This is a genomic window from Microcystis sp. M061S2, assembly GCF_020245605.1.
Classification (GTDB): Bacteria; Cyanobacteriota; Cyanobacteriia; order Cyanobacteriales; family Microcystaceae; genus Microcystis.
In genome coordinates this window covers 51,954-78,049 of sequence record NZ_JADBUP010000017.1, presented here as the reverse complement: position 1 = coordinate 78,049, position 26,096 = coordinate 51,954, and the positions used below count along the sequence as shown (strand labels likewise).

The window sequence follows — 26,096 nt, the reverse complement described above, 5'->3', positions numbered from 1 at the left end:
CACGGCAGAAGTCGTCGACATGACAGAAAAGAGCTTCTAGACTAGACATAGATGGGTTGGGGGTGCTGAGTTTATATATTTTTCAGCTTACTAGCCCCCGCCTTTTCTTTCCTCCCTTATCCCGAACTGACGTTATTTAGTATTACAATTGATCGGATTTCGCGGATCTGAGTTTTTGTCCCTTTTGAGTTTCTCGATTTCTCGTTGATTGGCTTTTGGGTCCTCAGCCACCCATAATTGTTTATCTTCATCCCACTTGGATTCCGTGTATATTGCTTTTTCCCAAAAGCAGGCCGATTTAATTTGTTCTGGATAAAGATCCTCGGCTCCGTAGAGGTTGGCTAGGATGAGGTTGGCTAGGATGAGGTTGGCTCCCTTGAGGTTGGCTCCCTTGAGGTTGGCTCCCTTGAGGTTGGCTCCCTTGAGGTTGGCTCTGTAGAGGATGGCTCCGTAGAGGTTGGCTCGGTAGAGGTTGGCTCGGTAGAGTTGGGCTCCGTAGAGGTTGGCTCCGTAGAGGTAGGCTCGGTTGAGGTTGGCTAGGATGAGGTTGGCTCCGTTGAGGTTGGCTCCGTTGAGGTTGGCTCCGTCGAGGTAGGCTCCCCAGAGTTTGGCTCCGTTGAGGTAGGCTCCGTTGAGGTTGGCTCCGATGAGGTTGGCTCCGATGAGGTCGGCTCCGATGAGGTTGGCTCCGTTGAGGTTGGCTTCCCTCAAATTTGTCCCACTTAAATCAAGAAATTTAATTTTATAAGGGTCATTTGTTTCAGCCAAATTATCCCCGGCTTGGTCATTCTCAACTTTACGCCGCCCGATTACCGTTAAAGCGGCCTGAACTGGAATACTCACGGAAGGGAGTTTTTCTAGGGCCTTCTGTCTTTCCTCTGGCTTCAGTTGTTGAATATTCGAGGGAATGGGGGAATTTTTACGAATGTAGGAAGTCAGCACTTCCATAATTGTCCATTGATCCTTGGGAGAATCTTTGGCAATTCGCTCTAGGGAATAAATGCCGCCAATTACCACCTCCTCTTTAGTATTACCGATTTGCTCGACAGCTTTCGAGAAGCGCTCGGTAATAAGACGTTCCTGAGTCAGTCGCATTTCCGCTTGAGAATTGCGATAATTGACAAAAAGTCCGATTCCTGCCGAAAGGGTAGCAATTAATCCCAGGGCAGAAATAATCGTTTTGACCACATCAATGGCAAAGGTGCGGCTGTCTTTGTCTTCACGGGCAAAAAGCCCCGGTATTTGCTGAAATAGCCAGAAGGGAAAGATTAGCAGTTTCCAAGCAACTCTGACAAGAGACTGGAGCGATAGCAACAATCTTTTAATTAGCCTTTTTCCCCCGCGATAGGGCATCTTTAGATTCCAAGCAAAAATCGCTCTGGGATGTTGGCTAAAATATTCTTTCGCTTGCTGCCAGTCATCTATCTCATTGCCTTCTTTACCCGATGCCAGCCGTTTTTGATAAAACTCGTGAGCCTTGATCTGGTGCAATTCTAAAGGAATTCGTGGTGATTTTTTCTGGGCCATGCAGCGTTTTCCCCGCCAATAGATGGATTTTGCCAAGGGACTGAGGGACTAACAAAACTGTTTTCGAGGCCGGTTGAAAGAGAGTAAAATCCAACCATTAAAGTTTATCTGTTAATCGAGTAATCGGCTCTCTCGGATGCTGTGTAATCAACAGGATCGATCATCGAGATTGTCGGTATAGACTAGAGCCTAACATCAACCGTTGATCAAGCTGTTGGGATACAATCCAGCAAGGACAAGAGAGCCTGTTTAAAGAATCGATCGCTTTAAGTGGTGTACTCGGCGTTAATTTTGACGTAATCGTAACTAAGATCGCAACCCCAGGCCGTACCTGTTCCTGAACCGTTACCGATACAGATAGACATTAAAACGGTATCTTCTCGTAAATAAGCCCCGCTTGCTGCCGCTTTCAGGTAATTACTGGCACTAGCTCGATCGAACGCCAGCGGTTGACCATTTTCCATCATCACGAAGTCGCCTAACTTGATTTGCAGATCTTCTTGATGGAAGACAACCCCGGCCCGGCCCGCGGCCGCCGCAATTCGTCCCCAGTTGGGATCTCGACCGAAAACCGCCGATTTTACTAAGGAAGAACCGGCAATGGTGCGAGCAATCTGACGAGCGGACTGATCATCGGCCGCCCCCGAAACCCGCACTTCTATTAAACAGGTGGCTCCTTCCCCATCCCGGGCGATCGCTTTGGCCAGGTATTGACAAACTTCCGTTAACATGGCCTCTAACTTTTGGGCATCCCGGCCCATTTCTGTGATCGCCGTGGTGCGCGATTGACCATTAGCCAAGGCGATCAGACTGTCATTGGTACTGGTGTCCCCATCCACCGTAATCTGATTAAAACTTTTATTAGCCGCCCGACTTAACATACTTTGCCAGAGAACCGTCGATACTGCGGCATCACAGGTAATAAAGGAGAGCATCGTCGCCATATTCGGGTGAATCATCCCCGATCCCTTGGCAATTCCCCCAATTGTGACCGGACGACCATCGATGGTGGTTTGCAAGGCGATCGATTTGGGGACTAGATCCGTGGTCATAATCGCCCGGGCCGTGCTTTCGCCACCATTTTCCGACAATAAACCCGCTAAGGTCGGTAAAGCGGCGGTTAACGCATCCATGCGAATCCGTTGCCCGATCACTCCCGTAGAAGCCAGCAAAATTGCATCGGCGGGAATCCCTAACACTTGGCTCAAGGCGGCGGCACTATCGAGAGCATCTTGCCATCCAGCTTCCCCCGTGGCGGCGTTTGCTTGGCCAGCATTACACAAAATCGCCCTGGCGCTGGCTTTAGTTTGTAGGCGTTGACGGCAATAATCGACGCAAGCGGCCCGCACTTGACTGGTGGTAAAGACTCCGGCGGCGATCGCTTCTGTTTCCGAGACAATGAGGGCTAAATCGGGCAAACCGGACGGTTTTAGGCCCGCGGCCATCCCTGCGGATTTAAATCCTTTTGGGGCCGTGATCCCCCCCTCTATTTCCTGCCAATCGGCCATTTTCTCCCGTCTCCTACTCAAATTCGACACTCGATTATAGCAAGTAAAAAGCCAAAAATTAGCAAAGGGTTTGACCGTTTCGGGTTGGGAAGTGGGGAAAAAAGGCCGACGGCTGATAATTCCTGGCTGCAAATTAGCCTAAAATACGATTAATTGGCCAGAATTTTGGAGAGATAGTTTATGGAACGCGGTTTATTGTGGACACCTTTATTAATTCTATTTATTTGGTTGGCTTGGAGTGGTTGGAATGAATACCAAAAACTGGAAATATATCGACAATGGGCCGAAAACTTCGAGCGAGCTAAGTATGATATATATTCTGTCTTAGGTCAAAAAGATAACATTATCACTTGGGGAAAACCAACTCGTAAGGGAGTGATTAATTTACAAACTTTTTCCCTAGAGGAGGTCAAAGAAATCCGTTTGTTAGTTAATAATCAAGTGGTGGATTTAGATGCTCTTCCCCCGCAGGGTTCCCCTTTCCTAGAATTTATTTTTAAGGAGCGATCACCTGAAAAAATTCCTTTTACTGAAGTTGAATTGGCCAGTCGGTGGGCGAAATTTTTACAACAACAAATCTTAATTTAATGGCGATAATTTCTAGCGCAATCTCCCCGATCGCAGGATACCGACAACTAACCATAAACCGATAAAACTAGCTGTAGCAAATAATACGGTACTAATAATAGTTAATTGCCGAGATTGGGTGCTGGCTGTGACAATGGCGGCCCCGATAATTAAGGAGCCAATAATCACACTAAAAGCTAGTCGATTGGCGGAATTATCTAAACTGCGACGGAGATTATCTAAGTCGCGAATTTTCAGATTAACATTTAAAGTTTCCGAGGTTAAACCATCTAGTAAAACTTCAATTTGACGGGGATATTTCAGGGAAAAAGATTTCAAGTCTAAAACTGTTCTTAGGGCAGTTTGTAGGGGAGTGCTACCGATTAACTGTTGTTCAAGAATATTAGTTAATAGCGGTTTGACTTCTTCCAGGATATTAATATCAGGATTAAATTTTCGGGCAGTTCCTTCTAAATTAGCGAGACTTTTGGCGAATAAACCTAAATTACCCGGAAGTTTAATTCTATTGCGACGGGCAATTTGCAAAAGTTCATAAACCACCTCACTAAAGTTAATTTGATTTAAATTGAGGTTATAATATTTTCGCAACATCCGCTCATAATCCACCTCTAATTGTACTAAAGTAATCGGCACCACTGACTCGGACAGTTTAATAGTTAGTTGACTGCATCTTTTGGCATCTAAGTCAACAATTGCTAATAACAATTCTGTTAAAATTTGTTGAGTTTGTGGGTCTAATCTGCCCACCATACCACAGTCAATTAAAGCTACTCTACCATCGTCAAGATAGAAAATATTACCCGGATGGGGATCGGCATGAAAGAAGCCATCAATATAAATTTGTTGAAAAAATGACCGAAACAAAATCCTAGTTATTTCGCTTTTTCTTTGGGAAATTGCTTGCTCAGTTGGCGGTCTAGAAACATCAGCCTCTAAAATTTGTTTTCCTTCTAACCATTCTAACACTAATAGCTTGGAATTAGTTAAGTCCCAATAAATTTTAGGAATAACTAACTGTTTGGGTTCTGACCACCGACTCTGGGTTAAATTATAGCGTAATTGGTCAGTATAATGACCTTCTTGGGTGAAATCTAATTCCGCATTGACTGCTTTAATAAACTCCTCTGCTAAGTTAACAACGTCATAACTTTGACCAAATTCTGTTAGGGCAACTAAATCAGCAATTCCCTTAATTAAGGCACTATCTTGGGCGACAATTTTTTCGATACCCGGACGCAAGACTTTAATCGCTACTTCCTCCCCAGATAATAAAGTTGCCCGATGAATTTGCCCGATCGAGCCTGCGGCGATCGGTTGGGGATTAATATATTTAAATACCTGTTCGATCGGTTTTGCTAACTGTTCGGTGATGACTATTTCTATATCTGTCCAAGCAACGGGAGGAACTTGCGCTTGTAGAGCAGTTAAAGCCTCGATATAATTAGCGGGTAGCAGATCGGGACGGGTACTAAGTAACTGTCCCAATTTGACGTAAAAAGGCCCCAATTCCACAAGGATTTTTTTGAGAACTTCTGGGGTGGGAATCTGGGGATTTTCTGTTTTTCCTAAGGTTAAAACCCCGCGCATATAGTCCCAACCGTTGCCGAGAACTATCTCAAGGATTTCTTTTTGTCTTTGACTGGTTTGGGGGAGTGAGAACACGGTATTATCAGTTATCAGTGATCAGTTATCAGTTATCAGTGGGGAAGTTACCAGTGATCAGATTTGAGTTTTAAGTGAGCAGTATTAAATAAAAGTTTCCTACTGTCTTTTCAATGATTACTGTTTACTGATTACTGAAAAAGCTGGTAACTAATATCGATCCTATAACAATTTCTCTAATTTGGGATCGGTTTGTAAGTGCTTGAGAACTTGTTTAATATCTTGGGTACGATCTTTGTGGACAACGAGAGTCGCTTTACCGTCGCGAACAATTACCAGATCTTTTAAACCAATAGTAACGATCGCTTCTTCCTCATCACTAGCATAGATAATAGAGCCTTCCGTATCCAAACCGACATGATTGGCCAGTTCAATATTTTTGCCCTTTGCTTCTAGTAATCTTTCCAGAGAATTCCAATCTCCCAGATCATCCCAACCGAAATTAGCGGGTAAAACGTAAGCGAGTTGGGTTTTTTCCATCAAAGCATAATCAATACTTTTTTTCTCTAAATCCTCATAGGCAGCGATGCCCCGATCGATCAGAGGCTGTAAAATATTATTAGCGTGGGTTTTTAGCTCCTCTAAAACCACTTGTCCCTGAAAGATAAACATTCCGCTATTCCAGCTAAAAAGTCCCGTTTCTAGGAATTTTTCGGCCGTGGTGCGATCGGGTTTTTCCGTAAAACGACTAACTTTATAGACGGGTAAACCATTAAATTCGCCTTGATTTTCTCCCTGTTCGATATAACCGTAACCGGTGGAGGGATAATCGGGTTTAATCCCTAAAGTAACGATCGCTTTTTGGCTGACGGCCACTTCTACGGCCGCTTTTAAAGTGTTAATATAAGCCTCTTGATCACCAATATAATGATCGGCAGGAAAAAAACCGATCGCCACTTCCTTACCATAACGTTTTATCACTTCTAAAGTAGCCCAAGTCACAGCCGGGGCCGTATCCTTGCCCACCGGTTCCACTAATAGGTTACTCTCCGGTAAATCAGGCAGTTGTTCGCGGACACCATCAGCGATCGCACTAGCGGTAATTACCCAGAGATTTTCCCAACCTGCCCCTAAAGATAATAGACGATCGGCCGTTGCTTGTAAAAGACTGCGACCACTACCATCAAGACAGAGAAACTGTTTCGGACGCGCTAGACGACTGAGAGGCCAAAAACGTTCCCCTTTACCACCGGCGAGAATGACTGGAACAAGCGACTGATTCATAAAAAATTGACACTTATCGGTTAAGCTGAACCGATTGTATCAGACGGCAGCGAGGGGTGAGCGTTTTCCCGACTCAAAGCTAAAAAGCGGGCAAATAACCCGCTTTCTAGCAAAAATAACCGAAATATTGCGATTAGAAATTCATTTCGGCCGCTTGTACTGTTTCCACTTGTTTTTTCTTAATAACTAAGAGGATTTGGCAGAGCATAATACCACCGAGGAATAAAACTAATCCTTTGATCCGGCCGGGATTTTGCAGGACAACTTCCGTATCTTTTTGACCAAAACCGCCGACATTGGGGTTACTGGTTAAAAATTGTCCCACTTCGATCGCTTGACCTTCCGAGACGATTAACTCAGGACCTGCGGGAATATTTTCCACCACGGGGCCAGCTTCGGAAGTGATGGTGACTTCATAACCACCGGCTTCGGTTTTGCTGATCTGGCTAATTGTACCTGCGGTAGAAGCTTTGAAAGCGTTATTATTGCTGAGTTCACCGGTGGGGTACACTTGACCGCGACCACGATTGGCCCCTAAATGCACAGCATATTTACCGAAGTGAATACCTTTATTTTGGCTAGGATCGGGGGCCAGGACGGGGAAAACGATTTCTTTGTATTGATCACCGGGTAAGGGGCCGACGATAACCACGTTATCTTGACCTTCTTTGTAGGATTGGAAATAGACTCCACCGAGTTTTTCCTGCATTTCTTCGGGAATGCGATCGGGGGGCGCGATTTTAAAACCATCTGGTAGCATTAAGACTGCACCGACGTTTAAACCCCCCTTGGATCCGTCTCCTAACACCTGTTGACTGGCGGGATCGTAGGGGATTTTTACTACTGCCTCAAAGACGCTATCGGGTAATACCGAGTGGGGGATTTCAATTTCGACGGGTTTTTGGGCTAAATGGCAGTTCGCGCAGACAATCCGACCGGTTGCTTCTCTGGGGGTTTCTGGGGCGGTTTGTTGCGCCCAAAAAGGATATGCTTGGGCAGATTGGGGGTTAATGACATCGCTGGTTAGGAGTAGGGAAACGGTAGCGATCGCCACGAGGACAGCTTTCACTAGGGCCTGTCTGTGGACTTGCGGGAAGCTTAAAAAGTTGAATGTTCTCATCTCTATCGGTTGAATAATTCCAAATCTCGTCACATTGAATAATCTAGGACCACCAGGGTTCTTCGCCGGTGCGGAAGTCGGTTTCCGTCCAAGTGGAGAAGACGACTTTATCATTATCGGTGACGTTGGCATGGGCGAGGGCTAAGGATAGAGGCGCTGGACCGCGAACTACTTTTCCTTCGGCATTGTACTGGGAACCGTGGCAAGGACACATGAATTTTTCTTCGCTGGCATTCCAAGGCACCACACAACCTAAGTGGGTGCAGACGGCGTTAATTCCGTAGTTGGCCAGGGTTTTGTCCTCTTGGACGACTAAATAGGTGGGGTCGCCTTTTAAACCTTGGGCTAAGGTGCGATCGCCAGCGTTATGGCTTCCCAGAAATTGACTGACAATCACATCATTGCCTAGGGCATCTTTAGCGGTGACACCGCCACCCGTACCACCGGCCGAGGGGGGAATAAAATACTTAACAATCGGATACAAAGCCCCCGCTGCTACTCCGGTAATTGTACCAAAGGTCAACAGGTTCATAAATTGACGACGACCCAAATCGGGAACATCTGTACCGGAAACTTGACTCATTGCTCCTTATCTCCAAATGTAAATTTTTGTAAACTAATTCTCATCTAAGGGCGATTTTGTGCATCTCGATCAAGACGAAAACCCAGAGCTTAAAGAAGGTTTACAAGGGCTGTATTAGATTATTACAGATATTGAGTCACGGACAATTGCCACGGCAAAGCTGCCCCAAATGCGATCGCTGTTTGCTCGCTTTTGCCGAGATGAGAAACCGCAAACATCGAAAGAATCTTAAAAAATTTGATCCAATAGAAAAGTTAAGTCCCCATATACCTTTAACTTAAGTTAGTAGCCAAGAATACAATGATTTCAAGTCATGCCTACCGGCTTGTACAGGGAAAAGTCTTGCATAAATAGATTACTTAACTCAATTTGTCAAGGCTGGGATTTCTTTCAAGGCTCGGTATAAAAATCTTTATTTATCTCTATCATCTTTAACCTATGAAATTAGCTGATCTTCTCAAAGACTCAAGTTATAAGTTGTCCCAGTTTACGCCAGCAGAAATTGAGCAATTAGAGCAGACAATTACGCTGAAAAAGACGAAAAATGGGGAAGCTCCCTATACAATTTGCTTAGTACGGAAAAAAGAGATTAAACTTACCCCAGAAGAAGCGATTAGACAATTATATTTAAGGGTTTTAAGCGATCGCTTACATTATCCTCTCAGTCGCATTCAGGTGGAGTATGGGGTTAATTTTGGCAGACTAGAAAGCTTGGGAGTAAACCTAATCTGATGAACACAAAAATAAATCTACCAATGGAACAAATTAAAGCATTTTGTCAAAAGTGGCAAGTCACCGAATTGGCATTATTTGGTTCAGTTTTACGCGAAGATTTCCGTTCAGATAGCGATATTGATATTTTAATTACCTTTTCCCCAACTGCTAAACGAGGTTTAACCGAAACCCTACAAATGCGCGATGAACTGCAAGCAATTTTCAATCGAAAAGTAGATTTAATTGTGAAAGCAGCACTCAAACGGAGTGATAACTGGCTAAGATGTAAAAACATTTTAGAATCAGCACAGATTATATATGCCTCGTGATCAAGAATCTCTAATCGACATTGTAAATTCTATTAGACGTATTTTGCGCTATACCGATGGTATCGGTAAATCAGAATTGGAAAACAATGATGAAAAATTGTCTGCCATCCTCTACCAAATTACCATTATTGGTGAAGCGACTAAACGTCTTTCTGTAATCTTCCGTCAACAACATCCAGAAATTCCTTGGCGAGAAATGGCTGGAATGCGAGATGTCATTGTTCATAAATACGATCAGCTTGATTTGGATGTGGTATGGGACATAGTTGAAAATAAATTAACAGAACTTTTGAAAGCGATCACACCCTTACTCTAAGAGTGCTTTAAAAGCAAAATCCAAACAACTCTTAGAAATTGCTAAAATAGGAGTATAAAAAGCGATAGAAACCGAGGAAGAAACGGCAACCGCTTGGATAAACCAACAACTAGAAAGCTTGGGAGTCAAACTAATCTGAACAACACAAAAATAGAACTACCCTTGATTTTTATTAGAGGTATATTTTTAAGGGAGAAGGATGTCAACCCTCACTCCCAGACTCAACAGTATGGCCGACTTCGCTGATCCATTGGGCAATTTCTGCGCGGGATGCGGTGGTTTCTACCGTGACGATTTTATTGGCTACATCCACCGATATTTGGGCTGCCGGTTGCTGATTATTAATCGCTTTAGTAATGGTATTAGCGCAACCTTCACAGGCAATACTAGGCACTTTTAGGGTAATTGTCATTGTTGTAACTCCAGTAACTTCATAGCTAAAAACTAGCATAAATTGTCAGGGGTAGCTGATTTTTTAAGAGTTTATTTACCATTTCAGCACTGCCGCTTCGATCCCCTGTTCCCGACGCAGTTGACTATCTTTTTCTAGCCATTGAATGACCTGTTTATGGGTTAGTTCTTCTAGGGTTACTCCCGTATCTTCGGCGATTATTTTTAGTAAGCGTAGGGAAGAAATCGTTAAACGAGTCAGGAATTTTTCGGGAGAAGTTAAGAGGGCAGCGTCCACATCTGCGGATTCTTCTGGGGTTAAAAATTGTCTGTTTTCGATCATAGTTTTATTTGGTTTCCATCCAATTGTCACCGGCTTTTATTTCTACCAAGAGAGGGATCGTCAAGGAGACAGCTTCTTCCATAGTAGTCTTGATTTTTGACTCTAGGGATGGCCATTCTTCCCTCGGTACTTCCAAGACTAATTCATCATGGACTTGCAGCAGTAATCTCGCTCGATAATTTTGCAGTACCTCGGCCAATTTTACCATCGCTACTTTAATAATATCAGCACTGGAACCCTGAATGGGCGCATTAGCGGCCGATCTTAATAATTGTGCTTCCTCGTTGTTGAGTTTGAGGCTATCTAAATCGATGTCATGTAAGGACAGTCCCCGCAGTCTTTTTAAGAGGGGATTATCGAAGTTAAAATAACGTCTTCTGCCCAAAATTGTTTCTACATATCCCTGAGCGATCGCTTGTTTTTTGCTATTTTCTAAATACTCAAATACTTGGGCATAACGTTGATGATATTTTTCAATAAATTTTCTGCCCTGTTCTACGGTTAATTTCGATTCACGGGCGAATTTTTGCGCTCCCATGCCATAAATAACTCCGAAGTTAATTGTTTTTCCTAAACTGCGTTCTTCGGGGGTAATTTCCCCTTTATCAAAGAGCAATTGAGCAGTGACTTTATGAACATCTTGATTACTACGATAGGCTTCTAATAAAACTGGTTCTTGACTGAGATGAGCGAGAATTCTTAACTCGATTTGTGAGTAGTCCGCTGACACTAATAAGTAACCATCTTCGGGGATAAAAGCTTGACGAATTCGCCTGGAAAATTCACTGCGAATGGGGATATTTTGCAGGTTAGGATTGGAGGATGATAAGCGTCCGGTGCTGGTGATGGTTTGATTAAAATCTGTATGTACTCGTGCGGTTTTTGGTTCGGCTAATTTCGGTAAAGCATCCACATAGGTGGATTTTAATTTGGATAAGGTGCGATGTTCAAGGATATAATCAATCAGGGGATGATCTCCTTGTAGTTTCTCTAAAACACTTTGATCGGTGGAGTAACCTGTTTTAGTTTTTCTGGATTTTTTGCGGTTGAGTGCTAATCGATCAAAAAGGATTTCACTTAACTGTTTAGGAGAGCTAAGATTAAAGGTTTCTCCGATGGATTCATAAGCTTTTTTTTCTATGTCTGCCAAGTCTCTTTCTAGTTGCTGGGATAAGTTTTTTAGATAATTGATATTAATTTTTATACCATAATTTTCCATTCGCCACAGCACCATCACTAAGGGAGATTCTATTTCAGAGAATAATTGATATAAAGAGGGAATTTTAGTTAATTCTGCCTGTAATTTTTCTCGAAGTAAATAGGTAGCATAGGCATCTAATCCGCAGTAGTTAGCAGTGGTGTTAATATCTAAATCAGCGATAGTTTTTCCCGTAGGAATACCGAGACTTTTATAACTAAGGGAAGTGATACCAGTTAAATAGCGATCGCATAAATCTTCGAGATTATGAGTTAGTTCGGGATGGAGGACATAACTAGCCACCATAGTATCAAAAACTAGACCTTTAATGGTAATTCCTTGATGATAAAAAACATCAATATCAAATTTCGCATTCTGGAAGACTTTCGGATAATCATCACTGGCTAAAATTGGGCGTAATTTTTCGAGAACTATCTCTAGATTTAAATTATCACCGCTCTGGTGGCCGATGGGAATATAGGCCATAGCATTTAATTCTTTTCCCCAACAGCAACCGATCCCGACTAATTTGGCTACACGAGGATTTAAATCCGTGGTTTCGGTGTCCCAAGCGACGGGAAAATGTGGATTAGTAAAAGTTGTTAATTTTGCCAGTAAAGCATCTAACTTAGGAATAGTATCAATAATGTCGGGAGCAATTAGAACCGGTGAAGAAATAGGGGGTAAATCAAACAGAGACAATTGATTAGAATCAGCATCGCTAGTTAATTCTAGGGTAGGAGTGCCACCTAGATGCTGTTGAATTTGATCGAGTTTCTGGAGAATTTTCTTTAACTCTAATCTTGCCAATAAAGGTTTAACTAAACGCCGATCAAAACCTCGGAGACGAAATTTATCCTCTTCGAGACTAACGGGGGCATCAAGGGCAATTTTGGCTAAATAGCGAGAACTTTCGGCGGCAGTTTTACCCTCTAATAATTTAGTTTTTACCATTCCCTTGATCGATTCCAGATTGGTATATATATCGTCTAAGTTATCGTATTTTTTTAATAAATCTATCGCTGTTTTTTCGCCAATTCCGCGCACACCGGGGATATTATCAGACTTATCACCGCAAAGAGCTTTAAAATCTACTACCTGTTTTGGTGTCACCCCTAACTTTTCCGTGACAGCTTGGGAATTAAATTCTGTATAACCCTGTCCCGATGTACTTTTGACCGCATTAATATCCAGATAGAGAACCGTGGTTTTTTTCTCCTCATCTACCAATTGGAATAAATCTCGATCGCCTGTTAAAATCTTAACAGTATAACCATGATCACCGGCTTGTTTTGCCAAAGTTCCTAAAACATCATCTGCTTCGTAACCCGGGGAAGTCACAATAGGAATATTCATCACTGTCAAGAGACTTTGCAGATTAGTTAAATCGGGGCGAAATTCTTCGGGAGTTTCTTGCCGATTAGCCTTATAATTAACATCAGCTTCATGGCGAAAAGAAGGAGCTGCTAAATCAAAAGCAACTGCTAAATAAGTGGGTTTTTGAGTTTCTAGTAACTGCAGCAGAGAATTTAAAAACCCAAAACAAACACTGGTGGGAATGCCGCTAGAAGTACGCAGAGGACCAGAACGAGACTTAGCAAAGGCATAATAGGCACGAAAAGCCAAAGAATGCCCATCGATCAGGATAAATAGCTTATTTTGCTCGGCACTGGTCATAATCTAGCCTCTTTAATCCTATCAAAATAATACTAAATAGTATATAAAATTTACATTCCCTATTTTGCCCGAATTTGCCCAAATTTGACAAGGGGGGGTTTTCTGTTTAGAGTATAACATAGGCTGGCATTGTTCTAAACTTAAATCTTTCTATCTCTTTACAGGCGGCCGATGCCTGTGCTACCAATTGCATCAATAGCATTTACAGGCATCCTGTTTGTACCACTAGGGAACTATCAGAAAAATGCCGATTACTGTAGGCTCTGTTTTAAAGCTGTTAGCGAAGGGAATTATGCTACACTAGCATCAATATCTAGTCAAAAAGGCTTGTAATTTATGACTCCTCATCTTTCTCTTAGCCAGATTATAGAATCTATCGATCAACTTTCTTTAGAAGAACAAAACCAATTATTTGAAAAATTAGCGCAGAAAAAACAACAACAAGAGCATCCACTGCTCAATATACCAGTTACACTAACCTATAATCCCCTCTTAGATGAAGTCATAGAGAGTATAGAAACCTATCGTCAAAAAGTTGACCAAGAAGACAGTCAACAAGTTGAAACACCGTGACTCAATATATATTAGATACCGATCATATAACCCTACTGCAAAAACTACATCCGAACTTAGTTCGGAGAGTAGCGTCTATCGATCCTGATGATATTGCTATAACGATTATTACTTTAGAAGAACAAGTAAGAGGATGGTTCAGCGTGATCAGAAAATACTCTCAAAGCAATCAATATGAAAAGTTAATCAAAGGCTATCAAGGTTTGAGAGATATAGTTAATTATCTGAGCAAATTTAAAATTTTGAACTATACTTTAGAAGCTCATTATCATTTCAGAGAATTACGGGAGCAAAAAATTCGTATAGGAACACAAGATTTAAGAATTGCAGCGATTAGTTTATCAGAAAACAGTATTTTAGTAACACGCAATTATCGTGATTTCTCTCAAATCCCTAATTTACGCCTACAAGATTGGACGATATAGAACTCTGTAGGGATGACTACGAAAATTGTTATATTTTTTAAGGATTACCGAGCCATTATTCAGCCATTAGCTTGGCATCGGCGATCGCTGATCAGTTATCACCGCCTCAAAAAAATATTTGCCAAAAAACCAGCGTAAGGGTATTTTAAGAATAATTTTATATGTTTACTTTGCGATTACATGAGAATCCTAGTTACAGGCGGTGCTGGTTTTATTGGTTCCCATCTAATCGATCGCTTGATGGAACAGGGTCATGAAGTGATCTGTCTGGATAACTTCTACACGGGGACCCGCCGAAATATCGTTAAATGGCTAGGAAATCCTTATTTTGAGCTAATTCGTCACGATATCACCGAGCCGATCCGTTTAGAAGTCGATCAGATTTATCACCTGGCCTGTCCTGCTTCCCCGATCCACTATCAATATAACCCCGTCAAAACGATTAAAACCAATGTTTTAGGGACCATGTATATGCTGGGGTTAGCTAAAAGGGTAAAAGCGCGATTTTTGCTCGCTTCTACCTCGGAAGTCTACGGCGATCCCGATGTGCATCCGCAAACAGAAGAATATCGAGGCAATGTCAACTGCATTGGGCCCCGTTCCTGTTATGACGAAGGTAAAAGGGTGGCGGAAACCCTAGCTTTTGAGTATTATCGGGAGCATAAGGTCGATATCCGGGTGGCCCGGATTTTCAACACCTACGGCCCGCGAATGCTGGAAAACGATGGTCGAGTGGTGAGTAATTTCGTGGTGCAAGCTTTGCGCGGTGAACCCCTGACGGTTTATGGTCAAGGTTCCCAAACCCGCAGTTTCTGCTATGTTTCTGACCTGGTGGAAGGGTTAATGCGTTTGATGAATGGGGATTTTATCGGGCCGGTTAATTTAGGCAATCCCGACGAATACACAATTCTGGAATTAGCGCAAGTGATCCAAGGCATGATTAATCCCGAGGCCGAATTGGTCTATAAACCACTGCCGGAAGATGATCCCAAGCAACGACAACCGGATATCACTCGTGCTAAAACCTATCTGGATTGGAGTCCAACCATTCCTCTAAGTCAGGGTTTAAAAATGACGATTGAGGATTTCCGTTCTCGTCTCAGCTAATCCCTAATCAATGAATTTAACTTAATTGTCACTGGAGTAATTATCATGCGTGTTTGTGTTATCGGAACCGGTTATGTGGGTTTAGTCACCGGAGTGTGCCTAGCACATATCGGCCATCATGTTATCTGTATTGATAACAATGAAGAAAAAGTCAAATTAATGAAATCGGGACAATCTCCCATCTATGAACCGGGGTTATCGGAATTAATGCAGTCTTCGGCAGCCTCCGGCAATCTGGAATTTTCCACAGACCTAGAAGCGGGAGTTAAACACGGCGAAATCCTCTTTATCGCTGTTGGTACACCAGCACTACCCACGGGGGAAAGTGACACCCGTTATGTGGAAGCAGTGGCCCGGGGTATTGGGGCCCATCTCAACGGTGGTTATAAAGTAATCGTCAATAAATCTACCGTTCCCATCGGTTCTGGGGATTGGGTACGGATGATCGTCCTCGATGGCGTGGCCGAGAGACAAAAAAATCTCGTGGCCGCTGGTGGCGGTATTAGTACACTAGAACGCATCGAAGCGGAATTCGATGTGGTCAGCAATCCCGAATTTTTACGCGAAGGTTCGGCAGTTTATGATACTTTTAACCCTGATCGTATTGTTTTAGGCAGTAATAACCCGAAAGCCATCGAAATGATGAAGGAATTGTACGCGCCTTTGGTTGAACGTCAATTCTCTGAACATCCCTCCTTGCCTCCCGTTCCCGTAGTGGTTACGGATCTCAGTTCGGCGGAAATGATTAAATACGCTGCTAATGCCTTCCTAGCCACCAAAATTAGCTTTATTAACGAAGTAGCTAACATTTGCGATCGCGTCGGGGCCGATGTCACCCAAGTGGCTAAAGGTATCGGTTTAGATTCCCGTATCGGCAGCAAGTTTCTCTCGGCCGGGATCGGTTGGGGGGGTTCCTGTTTCCCCAAAGATGTGTCCGCTTTGGTACATACCGCAGAAGACTACGGTTACGAAACGGAATTACTTAACGCCGCTATCAATGTTAACAAACGTCAACGAACAATTGCGATCGAAAAACTGCAACAGGAATTAAAAATCCTCAAGGGTAAAACCGTCGGTTTGTTGGGATTAACTTTTAAACCCGATACCGATGATATGCGCGATGCTCCGGCTTTAACCATGATCGAACAGTTAAATCGTTTAGGTGCTAAGGTAAAAGCCTATGATCCGATCGTTTCCCAAAGTGGTTTAAGTCACGGTTTAAGCGGTGTGATTATCGAATCGGATCCGGAAAGATTGGCCGATGGTTGTGACGCTTTGGTGGTGGTGACGGAATGGCAAGAATTCCTCCGTCTCGACTACGGCAAAATGGTTAAAACCATGCGCGAACCCGTGTTAATTGATGGTCGCAATTTCCTCGATCCTGCGGTGGTGACAGCAGCCGGTTTCCGTTACCTGGGGATTGGCCGTTAATCCCAGGAATCCGCCTTTTCAGCAGGACTGACGCGGTTGGGGAAGGAGCAAAAAGCACCAACCCTTACCCCTGTTCCTGGAGGCGAAAATTGCCCGATTATGCCGACTGAAAACCAAAAAATTCCTAGCTGACCCTAAGGATAGTTGCAATGGTTACATGATATGAACGGGGCTACTAGAATCCGGGGGTGATGGGTAGAATTGAATTGAGAAACTAGAAATCAGTTTTAGCAATACCTATGGTTAGCTCTGTTCAATATCGCTACACTAACGAACAAGTTAGGGACTGGTTACGGGGATTACTGACAATTGCCTGGTCTGATGGGGATTATAGCGCCAGCGAACAGGAATCGATCGCCCGTTTCGCTCACGAATTAGAATTAGATGACGACCACGTTCTCTATCAATCGATTAGTCCCGAAGAATTGGCCGCAAGTTTCGGTCATGACCCGAAAATATCAGAAAACTTCCTGCGCACGGCGGTGATGGTGGCGATCGCCGATGGCATTTATTCCCCCGCAGAAGCGGCATTACTGCATAGTTATCGGGACGCTTTCGGGTTAGAAATCGAGGCCCTGTCAGCTTTAGAACATACTATCTGTGAAATTCCCGAAATTACCACGGAAGCGCAGAAATCTGAGTTTATCAGTGCCGAACATCCCCACCCAGATCTGCTGCATCCCCTCAAAGATTGGTTAGATGGGGTAGAAATGCACGATCCGCGTTTGGCCCGGTTTATCTGCAAAATGGTGCCACCTCAATGTCCTTTTGAACGCGATATCGTGCTGTTTGGTCATAAATTAGTCCATATTCCGCCTCTGTGCAAGTTAAATCCTCTCTACGAGCAATTAGTCGGTTTACGCTTCCGGGCCCTATCATACTTAGCCGATGATTGTCAAGAGGATATTTCCGAGTATATTTAGCCAATTTAACTAAAATTGCGGCTAACATGGTATAAATATGATGCTGACAGAAAATATCTTAGCCTAAAGGCTTTTCCTAGCTAATTCTTCCGTTAAAATTAGGTTAAGTCGCCGTTAAGAGAGAAAAACTATGAGTAAAAACTCCCGACGAGTCGATTTTCCTGATTTACCCGGGCTAAAAAACCTGCGCTCCTATCAATGGCAGTGGCTAGGCCGAGATATACTCGCCGGCGTCACTGTGGCGGCCTACGCTATTCCCCAGTGTATGGCTTACGGCGACCTGGCCGGGGTCGAGCCGGTGGTGGGATTGTGGACTCTCGTGCCGGCTGCCCTAGTTTATGCCTTTTTCGGCTCCTCATCGCAACTATCCCTCGGACCAGAATCGACCACGGCAGTGATGACGGCGGCAGCGATCGCACCTCTGGTGAGCCTTCAAGGAGAAAATTACGGCAGTTTAGCGGCTTTTTTAGCCCTAATGGTCGGTTTAATCTGTTTAGTTGGTTATATCGCCCGCTTGGGATTTCTAGCTAATTTACTCTCCAAACCGATCCTGATCGGTTATATGGCGGGAGTGGCGGTGATCATGATTGCGGGACAACTGGGTAAAATTAGTGGTTTGTCAATCAGTGAAAATACGGTTTTTAAAGAAATTTTCGCTTTTTTTCAGGGAATAAACCAATGGCACTGGCCAACCCTTAGCCTCGCTCTATTGCTGCTACTATTTCTATTTGTCATCCAAAAATATTTTCCCAAAGCACCGGGACCCTTGCTGGCGGTTTTACTGGGAACCCTCGCCGTCGCTACCCTCCATCTCGATCAAGAAGGGGTGGCAGTAGTGGGGAAAATTAGCAATACTTTGCCTAATTTTGGCTTACCAACCCTAGATTTTTCCCAATTACTACCCCTAGGAACCGCGGCCGTCGGCATTGCCCTGGTCGGCTATTCCGATAACGTCTTGACCGCCAGAGCCTTCGCCAGACACCATAACCAAGAAATCGATGCCAATCAAGAATTTTTAGCCCTAGGACTGGGGAATCTGGCAGCGGGTTTTTGTCAGGGATTTCCCATCAGCAGCAGCGCCAGTCGCACCGCAGTGGGCGATTCGGTGGGCAGTAAAAGTCAGCTTTACTCCCTGGTGGTGGCAGTGGTGGTGGTGGCGGTCATTTTCCTGCTCGGTCCGGTACTGGCACTCTTTCCCAAGGCTGCTTTGGGTGCGCTGGTGATTTATGCGGCCTGTAAACTGCTGGATATCGCCGGCGCTAAACGACTAAAAAGCTTTCGCAATAGTGAGTTTAATCTCGCTGTCCTGACCATGGTGGGGGTGCTAACCACGGGGATTTTAAGCGGGGTTGCCATCGCCATCGGTCTCTCGGTTATCGATTTATTGGCCCGCATTACCCGGCCCGATGATGCCGTCTTGGGTACGGTTCCGGGGGTGATGGGTTTACACGCTCTCCAGGATTGGCCAGAAGCGCAAACAATACCAGGGTTAGTTATCTATCGTTACGATGCCCCCTTATTTTTTGCTAATGCGGCCGACTTTAAACGTCGCGCTCTCAGTGCCATTGCCCGGGAGACAAAACCGGTAGAATGGTTTGTCTTGAATACGGAGGCCCTTGGGGAATTGGATAGTACAGCCGTGGAGATTCTCGAGGAACTAGCGGCAGAATTATCAAGACGGGGTATAGTTTTCGCTCTCGCTAGGGTTAAACACGATCTGTACTTAGAATTGCAACGTTCCCGCTTGTTAGATAAAATTAGCGAGGAGAGGATTTACTATACTTTGCCGGCGGCGATCGAAGCTTTTAAAAATCGTTAACTGATAGTTAGGGGTCGAGAAGGTCATCACCCCCATCCCCTCCCATAAAGAACCTACCCGTGCATAGTTTTCGGACTTTATTGAAATTAGCTGATAGAGTTGTCTAAGTTGGGCTTCCGTCGGTTGCATTTAGTCATTATCGGCTTGATTTTAGATTATTGTTCATTTTAGTATTATTAATCGAAAGCCACTTCCCTAAACTGTTGAAGCTGAATTTAAGCCATTTTTCAAGAATCTAGGCTAGAATATGAAGACAAGACGTATTGCTCTGGGTTAATGTACTCTGTAGAAGCTAAGAAGGTAATCAAAATGGCTAAATATTCGCCTCTTATCAATGTATCTCCTGAAACTATGAGTGGTGTTCCTGTTTTTTCAGGTACTAGAGTTCCGATACAAACACTTTTTGATTATCTTAAAGCAGGAGAATCAATTGATGATTTTTTAGAGGGTTTTCCGACGGTAACAAGAGAACGAGTTATTAGCTTACTTGCAGAATTTGAAAAAGAGCTTATTGATAGGGTAGCGTGAAATGAGGCTTCTTTTAGATGAATGTATTGACCGAAGATTAATGAGGGAGTTTACAGGTTATAATATCAAAACTGTTCCGCAAATGGGATGGACTGGGATCAAGAATGGTCAACTGTAAAGATAATTACAGAATCTAAAATAAACTTATTTTCCTTCCAAGATAAATTTATCTCCTGAACTAAATCGATAATACTTTTTCCCTGTTAGTCTATCTTCTGCAATTTCGACATTCTTACAGCTTATCATTCCTCTAGGATCTGAATTACCAATACGACTGTATCCAAAAGCATCAGCATAACCTACACACTTACCTGCTGATATAGGTATTAAACAGTTATATCCATCTGAAAACAGAGAACCTGATATAGTGGGATTAACCCCGTTCCGCGTACATTCATACTGACGACGAGATTGGCTAATTAAAATATCATTACTCATATTGTTTGCTTGTATGGGAGCAGAATGAATTAATCCCAACCCAATGAACATACAGAGGATTTTAATGGCTCTCATAGTGAGTAGTTACTGCAAAAACAACCATAAACAGTACCATCCTAACTAATAAGTTTAAACATTTTCAAGACGGAAAAAAACGGATATTGTCGGAAGTTTTGTTAACTATGTCGGAAAATAACGGATAATGACGGTATTATGTCCCCAAATCTTAACATTACTCCCATGGATACCCAAGAAGTCTTCTCACTTATTGATAATCTGGTTTTTGACCACACGGGAAAGCATCTCGATACATTGCAATTAGGGATTTTAAAGAACGTTTTTGATGGTCAGAAATATGCAAAAATAGCAGAAAAATATAATTGTTCTGAAGGTCATGCCAGAGATAAAGCCTATGAACTTTGGCGCATTCTTTCGGAAGTGTTAGGGGAAGAATTAAATAAATCAACTGTTCGATCAGCAATTGAAAGGTTAATTGTCAGCAATAGTATTAATAATTTGGGTAATAAATCTGTAAAAATTGATCAGGTTACTTTTTGTCATAACCCTTCTAATAATCGAGAAATAGAAAATTATCATATTTATAAAACTGAAAACAATGTTATTAAAGCAAAACTAGAAACTGTTCCCAAACTAATAGGATTAGGATTAACAATCGAACAAATTGCTCAAGCTCTTGATTTAGATATAAAATTAATTTTAGATAGTCTCAAACCAGAGTAACTTTGATAATTTTATCAAGATATGGATGTCAAGCTGCTTTGATCCACAATTGACAAGGATAGGGAAATGGGGTTCTTTTGGATTTGGTGGGTAAAATGTATTCTAAGATACAGTCTTGCGGGCGAGGGAGTGGAAGGAACCACAGAGACACAGAGAACACAAAGATCGATCACTACTATATAAGTTAAACTTATCACACAAAGTTGAGAAGAGCCTTATTTTCGCTTGATCGCTCCAGCATTCATGCTAAATTTACCTCGCCCACTTCAGTCTGTTAAACTCAACTGTTCATAGCTCTGAAAATTTCACGAACAGAGATTTTTTCGAGCCAACAACCTATAAAAAAGTTGTCTAGCCGTAATTCCTATAATTCAATTACAGCTGCTATTAATTTCCAGCAGGGAGCTTCTCCTTCCCAATTTGCCGAAGAGATCCAAGGCAGACTAAGACTGACGGTAACAAAACAGTTTTGCTGAGGTTGATAGCCTGTATTTAATTTCTCGACAAATACGGGATCAGTTATCTTTGCTTCTGTCAAACTGTTACCATTCGCTGTTGTAATTGTGCCACGCCACTCAAAATTTCCTTTTGAATTTTCTTTTTGATATACTCTAAAACTCTGCACTTGAATCAACTGGAGAGTATAACGTTGATTGAAATTAAGGTTTTTCAAATAAGAAGGATTAACATATTTAATTGAATTGTGCAGTATTTTTGTTGGGGTTCTACAATACTTTCCCAAATTATTGATATTGAATCTACCTACACATTTCCATTCACCGGGTAAAACGGAAAAATTTTCCGATTCAAACCCAAAATCATTGCCAGTATCAGCAAGGGGAATTTCGAGAATATCTAAAACTTTTGGTTCTTTACCAGAAATTAGTCTAACTGATCGTGGAACCCTGCCATCTTCTGGATAAAGAGAATCACACACAGGACGAACCCAATTTCCTGAACTAATATCAATTCCAGCGATACAGCGTTCATTTAATTTCCATGAATTAGCAAGACAGACAATTTTTTTCAGAGATGACATATATTGATATTCCCCCATTTCTCCTTTAAATATTCCGCCACTAAACGACGGTGACAATTATGAGGTTTTGCCTCACTACAGAGTAAACAAGCGTTATTAATTACATCTGGAGAAACTTTTGTTTCAATCCTGCGGCTACTAATAAGTTGTCTAAATTTTTGTTCGTATATTGTCCAATCAACTTTTTTCTTTTTATATTCATCAAGAATATCTTGAGTTGGAGCTAAGTCTAAAACATGAACATAGTCAATGCCACCGATGACTTTTAAAAAATATTCTAGGTCAGCTTTTTTACTAAATCCTGCTAATTGGGAAACATTATTTAAACGAGTATCTATAACTCTCTTAACGCCAGCTTTTTGTAAGTCATCAAAGAACTTCTGTGCAGTCTTTTGAGTAAAGCCGATTGTAAAGAGATTGATTGTCCTGTTCATCATAATTACCACTTGTTTCTATATAAGCAATTGCATCACCCTGAAGCTTATAAGCTTTCTCCAAACATTCTGCTTTTGTGAGAAGATTGCTATTTGGCTCGACAAATAAAGAAAGCTGAATTTCTTTTTGATTACTGGCTGAAAAATCGGTCAAACTATGTTTGAACAGCATTCTTTCTTCCAAATGGTCATGAGATTCCAAGTCACCATTTTTTAGAATATGATAAATATCTAAATCGCAATGACGTAGATGTTGACAAACCAGAATCGCTCTATGACATTCAATCGGGTCTTTCTCCGCACACATAAGGGCAATTCGATGTTTTTTCACTCCCTGTAAAATTCGTTCAATTCCATGATTAAAATCAGATGTTTTAGCAATTTTTTCGTATAAAGCCTTACCATTGACATAACATTCTTCGCTGCTCGGTCTGGCTCCTAATTCCTTGCCCAAAAACACATAGTAAATGCCTTCACTTTTTAAAGCATTTGACAATATTGACTGATTAAAATGCTTGAGAAATCGGCTATAAGGATGAGAACGAACATCAGCAAGGGCAGTTATATTATGCTTCTTAAGTAGAAGCATAAATGAGGCAATTTCGTGATTAGAGTGACCGATGGTGAATAACTGCATCAATATTATTATTCCTTCGATGAAAGCCTACAATAATCATTGTAGATCAACGATTGCCTAGAGAGGGGAACAGACCATCGGGCTAGAAGTGACTCTATAGGCAGAATATCCCAACTTTTAACCCTGATTATCGGTCAGGGGTCGATGTTTCTCGATCAAATCGATCGCCTGGGTGACACTTTCGGGGAAAATTACCACTAAACCACCCTCAGAAACCGTGCTTAAAGCCTTCTCTAAAGCTTCCGTTTCATCGAGAATAACTTCCGGACGCAAACTGCCATTTTCTTCGCTAATTCCCCGGAGAATTAAATCGGCCACTTCCCCCCGGCGGCGACCGCGAGTATCGTTATCTTCCTTAACAATAATTCGATCGAACATAAGCGCCGATAATTTCCCTAATAAAATTAAATCATCATCCCGTCGATCGCCAGGTCCGCCGACCACGCCGACTTTTTCCCCGGACCAATTGCCGACAAAACCGCCGACGGCTTCGTATCCGGCGGGATTATGGGCATAATCGATTAAAGCGTGATGGTGTCCCAAGTCAAACAGGTTCATCCTGCCGGGGGTCTGGGCCACGGAAGGTTTAAAAGTCCGCACCCCTTGGCGAATTAACTCGATATCGATACCATGCACAAAAGTGGCTAAACAGGCGGCCAGGGCGTTAGCAATCATAAAAGGAGCCATTCCCTGCATAGTCACGGGAATATTGACCGCTTCCTCGATTCTCAGCGTCCATTCTCCCTCTAGAATCGACAGATAGCCATTCTCATAGATGGCGGCCATGCCACCGCGACGGATATGGTCGTGAATAATCGGGTTATCGGGACTCATGGAAAAATAAGCGACTCTTCCCTTGACTTTTTCGGCCATACTAGCGGTCAAGGGGTCATCGGCATTTAAAACCGCGTAACCCTCGGCGCTAACCACCTCGGCCACAACGCTTTTTACCTTCGCCATCTGTTCGATGGTGTCGATATCGCCGATACCCAAATGGTCGGCGGCCACATTTAACACCACCCCCACATCGCACTGATTAAAAGCTAAACCCGATCGCAGGATACCACCCCGGGCCGTTTCTAATACGGCAATCTCCACCGTGGGATCCTTCAAAATCATACTGGCACTGTAGGGACCGGTGTTATCGCCCTTTTCTACCAGATAATCATCGATATATACGCCGTCCGTCGTGGTAAATCCGACTACTTTCCCCGTTTGTCGGCAAATATGAGAAATTAAGCGGCTAGTGGTGGTTTTGCCGTTAGTTCCCGTAATCGCCAGAATTGGCACGCGACTGGGAGTACCGGGGGGGAATAACATATCGATAACTGGAGCGGCGATATTGCGGGGTAAACCGCGACTAGGGGCAACGTGCATCCGAAAACCGGGAGCGGCGTTGACTTCTACGATTACCCCGTCCACTTCTTTCAGGGGTTTGCGGATATCCTCTGTCACCACATCGATCCCGGCAATGTCTAAACCGATTAATTTTGCCACTCTTTGGGCGATCCAGACGTTTTCGGGGTGAATTTCGTCGGTACGATCCACGGCGATGCCGCCGGTGCTTAAATTAGCCGTGGCCCGCAGATAGGCGATCTCTCCGTGGGCTAAAATGCTGGTTAATTCATAGCCCTGTTTCTCTAGCACATTAAGGGCGGTTTTGTCAATAGTTATTTTAGTTAAAACGTTGGCATGACCGTCACCCCGGTTGGGATCTTGATTAGTAATTTCGATTAATTCTTCTACAGTTGAGCGCCCATCACCGACGACGTGAGCGGGAATCCGTTCGGCCACGGCGGCGACTTTACCATTTATGACTAAAATTCGGTGATCACTGCCTTTATAATACCTTTCTACGATCACGCTGCGGGTTTTCGAGGCGGCACTGGCTAGATCATAAGCTTCCTCTGCTTCCTGTTGAGTTTTAACATCGATGCTGATGCCCCGGCCGTGGTTGCCATCGAGGGGTTTAATCACGATGGGAAACCCTCCCACTTCCTCGATTGCCGCTGACAACTCATCCAAGTATTGAATCACCGTACCCCGGGGGACGGGAATGCCACCATCCTTGAGGATAGTTTTTGTGCCTTCCTTGTCACAGGCCAACTCAACGGCTAAAATCCCCGAAAAACTGCTTAAAGTGGCTTGAATGCGCTTTTGGTGAACGCCATAGCCCAATTGCACCATGGCACGAGCGCTCAGGAGTAACCAGGGGATATTTCTAGCTTGTGCTTCTTTGACGATGGTTTCTGTACTCGGACCGAGGGCGGCATTATTGCATAAATCGCGTAAATCGGCTAAATCTTGGGACAATTCTTGCTGAGGATAGGTTCCCGTATCGACAATCGATTGACACAAACGCACGGCAGCCCGACCCGCATAACGTCCCGCTTGCTCGTCAACGTACTCAAATACCACGTTATAGACTCCGGGGGTGGAGGTGGCTCTAGTGCGACCAAACCCGACGGGAGTTCCCGCCAATTCCTGCAATTCTAGGGCGATATGTTCGATAATATGGCCCATATAAGTACCAGTGCGGACTCGTTCAAAGAAACCGCCGCGATAACCGGGGGAGCAGTAATGTTCGACTAAACTGGGGAGAACATCGATTAATCCCTCGTAAAAGCCAGGGATTTCATTCGATGGCTTCTCTGCGAGATCTTCGAGATCTAGACGCATAACAATGAGCTTGTCGCGACGAATACTCCAGTAGTTGGGACCGCGCAGGGTTTGGGTTCTGAGAATTTTCATGATATAGCTGATGTTTGCTGTTGAGAAGCACAAAGAAGCCGTTGTTTATTGTCTGGTTTTCCGAGATCGGT

At 43.3% G+C, this 26,096-nt stretch carries 27 protein-coding genes; 12 read left to right on the top strand and 15 right to left on the bottom strand.

Annotation, left to right across the window (positions count from 1 at the left end):
* Positions 1–132 precede the first annotated feature (132 nt).
* Positions 133–1,527: a pentapeptide repeat-containing protein gene (locus tag IM475_RS03045; RefSeq protein WP_287726641.1), complete on the bottom strand. Its 1,395-nt coding sequence runs from the start codon at positions 1,525–1,527 to the stop codon at positions 133–135.
* A 266-nt stretch (positions 1,528–1,793) separates the two neighbouring features.
* Complete coding sequence (gene argJ, locus IM475_RS03040) at positions 1,794–3,035, bottom strand: bifunctional ornithine acetyltransferase/N-acetylglutamate synthase (protein ID WP_002736235.1); 1,242 nt, start codon at positions 3,033–3,035, stop codon at positions 1,794–1,796.
* Between the two features lie 180 nt (positions 3,036–3,215).
* On the opposite strand from argJ, the gene IM475_RS03035 reads away from it, so the two are divergent.
* Entirely contained in the window at positions 3,216–3,623 is a 408-nt protein-coding gene (locus IM475_RS03035; RefSeq protein ID WP_287726640.1) for a hypothetical protein, read from the top strand.
* 12 nt (positions 3,624–3,635) lie between these two features.
* Here the strand turns inward: IM475_RS03035 and IM475_RS03030 are convergent, their stop codons facing one another.
* The 4 genes from IM475_RS03030 to petC form a co-directional block, all read right to left on the bottom strand.
* Positions 3,636–5,285 (bottom strand): ABC1 kinase family protein, encoded by a 1,650-nt coding sequence (locus IM475_RS03030; protein WP_104396606.1) that lies wholly within the window; start codon positions 5,283–5,285, stop codon positions 3,636–3,638.
* A 162-nt stretch (positions 5,286–5,447) separates the two neighbouring features.
* Positions 5,448–6,509, bottom strand: a complete 1,062-nt coding sequence (locus IM475_RS03025; RefSeq protein ID WP_287726639.1) for a mannose-1-phosphate guanylyltransferase — start codon at positions 6,507–6,509, stop codon at positions 5,448–5,450.
* 133 nt (positions 6,510–6,642) lie between these two features.
* Positions 6,643–7,629 carry a cytochrome f gene (gene petA, locus IM475_RS03020; protein WP_287726638.1) on the bottom strand — a complete coding sequence of 329 codons (987 nt, stop codon included), beginning with the start codon at positions 7,627–7,629 and terminating at the stop codon, positions 6,643–6,645.
* 43 nt (positions 7,630–7,672) lie between these two features.
* Positions 7,673–8,212, bottom strand: coding sequence for a cytochrome b6-f complex iron-sulfur subunit (gene petC, locus IM475_RS03015; RefSeq protein WP_002789527.1), 540 nt, complete (start codon positions 8,210–8,212; stop codon positions 7,673–7,675).
* A gap of 438 nt (positions 8,213–8,650) precedes the next feature.
* Here petC and IM475_RS03010 point away from each other — a divergent pair, with 438 nt between their 5' ends.
* From IM475_RS03010 to IM475_RS03000, 3 genes are read left to right on the top strand one after another with little or no spacing between them, the layout of a single operon-like run.
* Positions 8,651–8,944: a type I restriction enzyme HsdR N-terminal domain-containing protein gene (locus tag IM475_RS03010; RefSeq protein ID WP_287726637.1), complete on the top strand. Its 294-nt coding sequence runs from the start codon at positions 8,651–8,653 to the stop codon at positions 8,942–8,944.
* 23 nt (positions 8,945–8,967) lie between these two features.
* Positions 8,968–9,255, top strand: coding sequence for a nucleotidyltransferase family protein (locus IM475_RS03005; protein ID WP_287726643.1), 288 nt, complete (start codon positions 8,968–8,970; stop codon positions 9,253–9,255).
* On the top strand, positions 9,245–9,571 hold the full coding sequence (locus IM475_RS03000) for a HepT-like ribonuclease domain-containing protein (protein ID WP_287726636.1): 327 nt from the start codon (positions 9,245–9,247) through the stop codon (positions 9,569–9,571). Before IM475_RS03005 ends, IM475_RS03000 begins: the two co-directional genes overlap by 11 nt.
* 202 nt (positions 9,572–9,773) lie before the next feature.
* Here the strand turns inward: IM475_RS03000 and IM475_RS02995 are convergent, their stop codons facing one another.
* From IM475_RS02995 to polA, 3 genes are read right to left on the bottom strand one after another with little or no spacing between them, the layout of a single operon-like run.
* Positions 9,774–10,022 carry a heavy-metal-associated domain-containing protein gene (locus IM475_RS02995; protein WP_008206496.1) on the bottom strand — a complete coding sequence of 83 codons (249 nt, stop codon included), beginning with the start codon at positions 10,020–10,022 and terminating at the stop codon, positions 9,774–9,776.
* Between the two features lie 36 nt (positions 10,023–10,058).
* Positions 10,059–10,304, bottom strand: a complete 246-nt coding sequence (locus IM475_RS02990; protein WP_002746191.1) for an NDH complex assembly factor CRR9 — start codon at positions 10,302–10,304, stop codon at positions 10,059–10,061.
* A gap of 4 nt (positions 10,305–10,308) precedes the next feature.
* On the bottom strand, positions 10,309–13,179 hold the full coding sequence (polA, locus tag IM475_RS02985; RefSeq protein ID WP_287726635.1) for a DNA polymerase I: 2,871 nt from the start codon (positions 13,177–13,179) through the stop codon (positions 10,309–10,311).
* A 336-nt stretch (positions 13,180–13,515) separates the two neighbouring features.
* Between polA and IM475_RS02980 the strand changes: the two genes are divergently transcribed.
* The 7 genes from IM475_RS02980 (at position 13,516) to IM475_RS02950 (ending at position 19,985) form a co-directional block, all read left to right on the top strand.
* A complete protein-coding gene (locus IM475_RS02980; RefSeq protein ID WP_002746188.1) occupies positions 13,516–13,752 on the top strand; it encodes a hypothetical protein in 237 nt (78 codons plus the stop codon).
* Positions 13,749–14,177 (top strand): type II toxin-antitoxin system VapC family toxin, encoded by a 429-nt coding sequence (locus IM475_RS02975; protein WP_287657995.1) that lies wholly within the window; start codon positions 13,749–13,751, stop codon positions 14,175–14,177. The genes IM475_RS02980 and IM475_RS02975 overlap by 4 nt, the downstream gene beginning before the upstream one ends.
* Positions 14,178–14,357: 180 nt before the next feature.
* Entirely contained in the window at positions 14,358–15,284 is a 927-nt protein-coding gene (locus IM475_RS02970) for a UDP-glucuronic acid decarboxylase family protein (RefSeq protein WP_002804188.1), read from the top strand.
* Between the two features lie 45 nt (positions 15,285–15,329).
* Positions 15,330–16,715: a UDP-glucose dehydrogenase family protein gene (locus IM475_RS02965; RefSeq protein ID WP_287726634.1), complete on the top strand. Its 1,386-nt coding sequence runs from the start codon at positions 15,330–15,332 to the stop codon at positions 16,713–16,715.
* Between the two features lie 239 nt (positions 16,716–16,954).
* Positions 16,955–17,638, top strand: a complete 684-nt coding sequence (locus IM475_RS02960) for a Mo-dependent nitrogenase C-terminal domain-containing protein (RefSeq protein WP_287726633.1) — start codon at positions 16,955–16,957, stop codon at positions 17,636–17,638.
* Between the two features lie 130 nt (positions 17,639–17,768).
* Complete coding sequence (locus IM475_RS02955) at positions 17,769–19,457, top strand: SulP family inorganic anion transporter (RefSeq protein ID WP_287726632.1); 1,689 nt, start codon at positions 17,769–17,771, stop codon at positions 19,455–19,457.
* 309 nt (positions 19,458–19,766) lie between these two features.
* Complete coding sequence (locus tag IM475_RS02950) at positions 19,767–19,985, top strand: DUF433 domain-containing protein (RefSeq protein ID WP_002794870.1); 219 nt, start codon at positions 19,767–19,769, stop codon at positions 19,983–19,985.
* A gap of 144 nt (positions 19,986–20,129) precedes the next feature.
* Here the strand turns inward: IM475_RS02950 and IM475_RS02945 are convergent, their stop codons facing one another.
* The gene (locus IM475_RS02945) at positions 20,130–20,423 is read right to left on the bottom strand and encodes a hypothetical protein (protein WP_287726631.1); all 294 of its coding nucleotides are present in this window, start codon (positions 20,421–20,423) and stop codon (positions 20,130–20,132) included.
* A gap of 240 nt (positions 20,424–20,663) precedes the next feature.
* Between IM475_RS02945 and IM475_RS02940 the strand changes: the two genes are divergently transcribed.
* Positions 20,664–21,164 (top strand): helix-turn-helix domain-containing protein, encoded by a 501-nt coding sequence (locus IM475_RS02940; RefSeq protein ID WP_287726630.1) that lies wholly within the window; start codon positions 20,664–20,666, stop codon positions 21,162–21,164.
* Between the two features lie 14 nt (positions 21,165–21,178).
* On the opposite strand, the gene IM475_RS02935 is transcribed toward IM475_RS02940, so the two are convergent.
* The 5 genes from IM475_RS02935 to cphA form a co-directional block, all read right to left on the bottom strand.
* Positions 21,179–21,361 carry a hypothetical protein gene (locus IM475_RS02935; protein WP_287726629.1) on the bottom strand — a complete coding sequence of 61 codons (183 nt, stop codon included), beginning with the start codon at positions 21,359–21,361 and terminating at the stop codon, positions 21,179–21,181.
* Between the two features lie 167 nt (positions 21,362–21,528).
* Entirely contained in the window at positions 21,529–22,203 is a 675-nt protein-coding gene (locus IM475_RS02930; RefSeq protein ID WP_287726628.1) for a dual OB domain-containing protein, read from the bottom strand.
* Positions 22,191–22,637, bottom strand: a complete 447-nt coding sequence (locus tag IM475_RS02925; protein ID WP_002804177.1) for a DUF488 domain-containing protein — start codon at positions 22,635–22,637, stop codon at positions 22,191–22,193. The genes IM475_RS02930 and IM475_RS02925 overlap by 13 nt, the downstream gene beginning before the upstream one ends.
* Positions 22,573–23,274, bottom strand: a complete 702-nt coding sequence (locus IM475_RS02920) for a DUF488 domain-containing protein (RefSeq protein ID WP_287726627.1) — start codon at positions 23,272–23,274, stop codon at positions 22,573–22,575. Before IM475_RS02920 ends, IM475_RS02925 begins: the two co-directional genes overlap by 65 nt.
* A 117-nt stretch (positions 23,275–23,391) precedes the next feature.
* Positions 23,392–26,025, bottom strand: coding sequence for a cyanophycin synthetase (cphA, locus tag IM475_RS02915; protein WP_287726626.1), 2,634 nt, complete (start codon positions 26,023–26,025; stop codon positions 23,392–23,394).
* Positions 26,026–26,096: the final 71 nt, after the last annotated feature.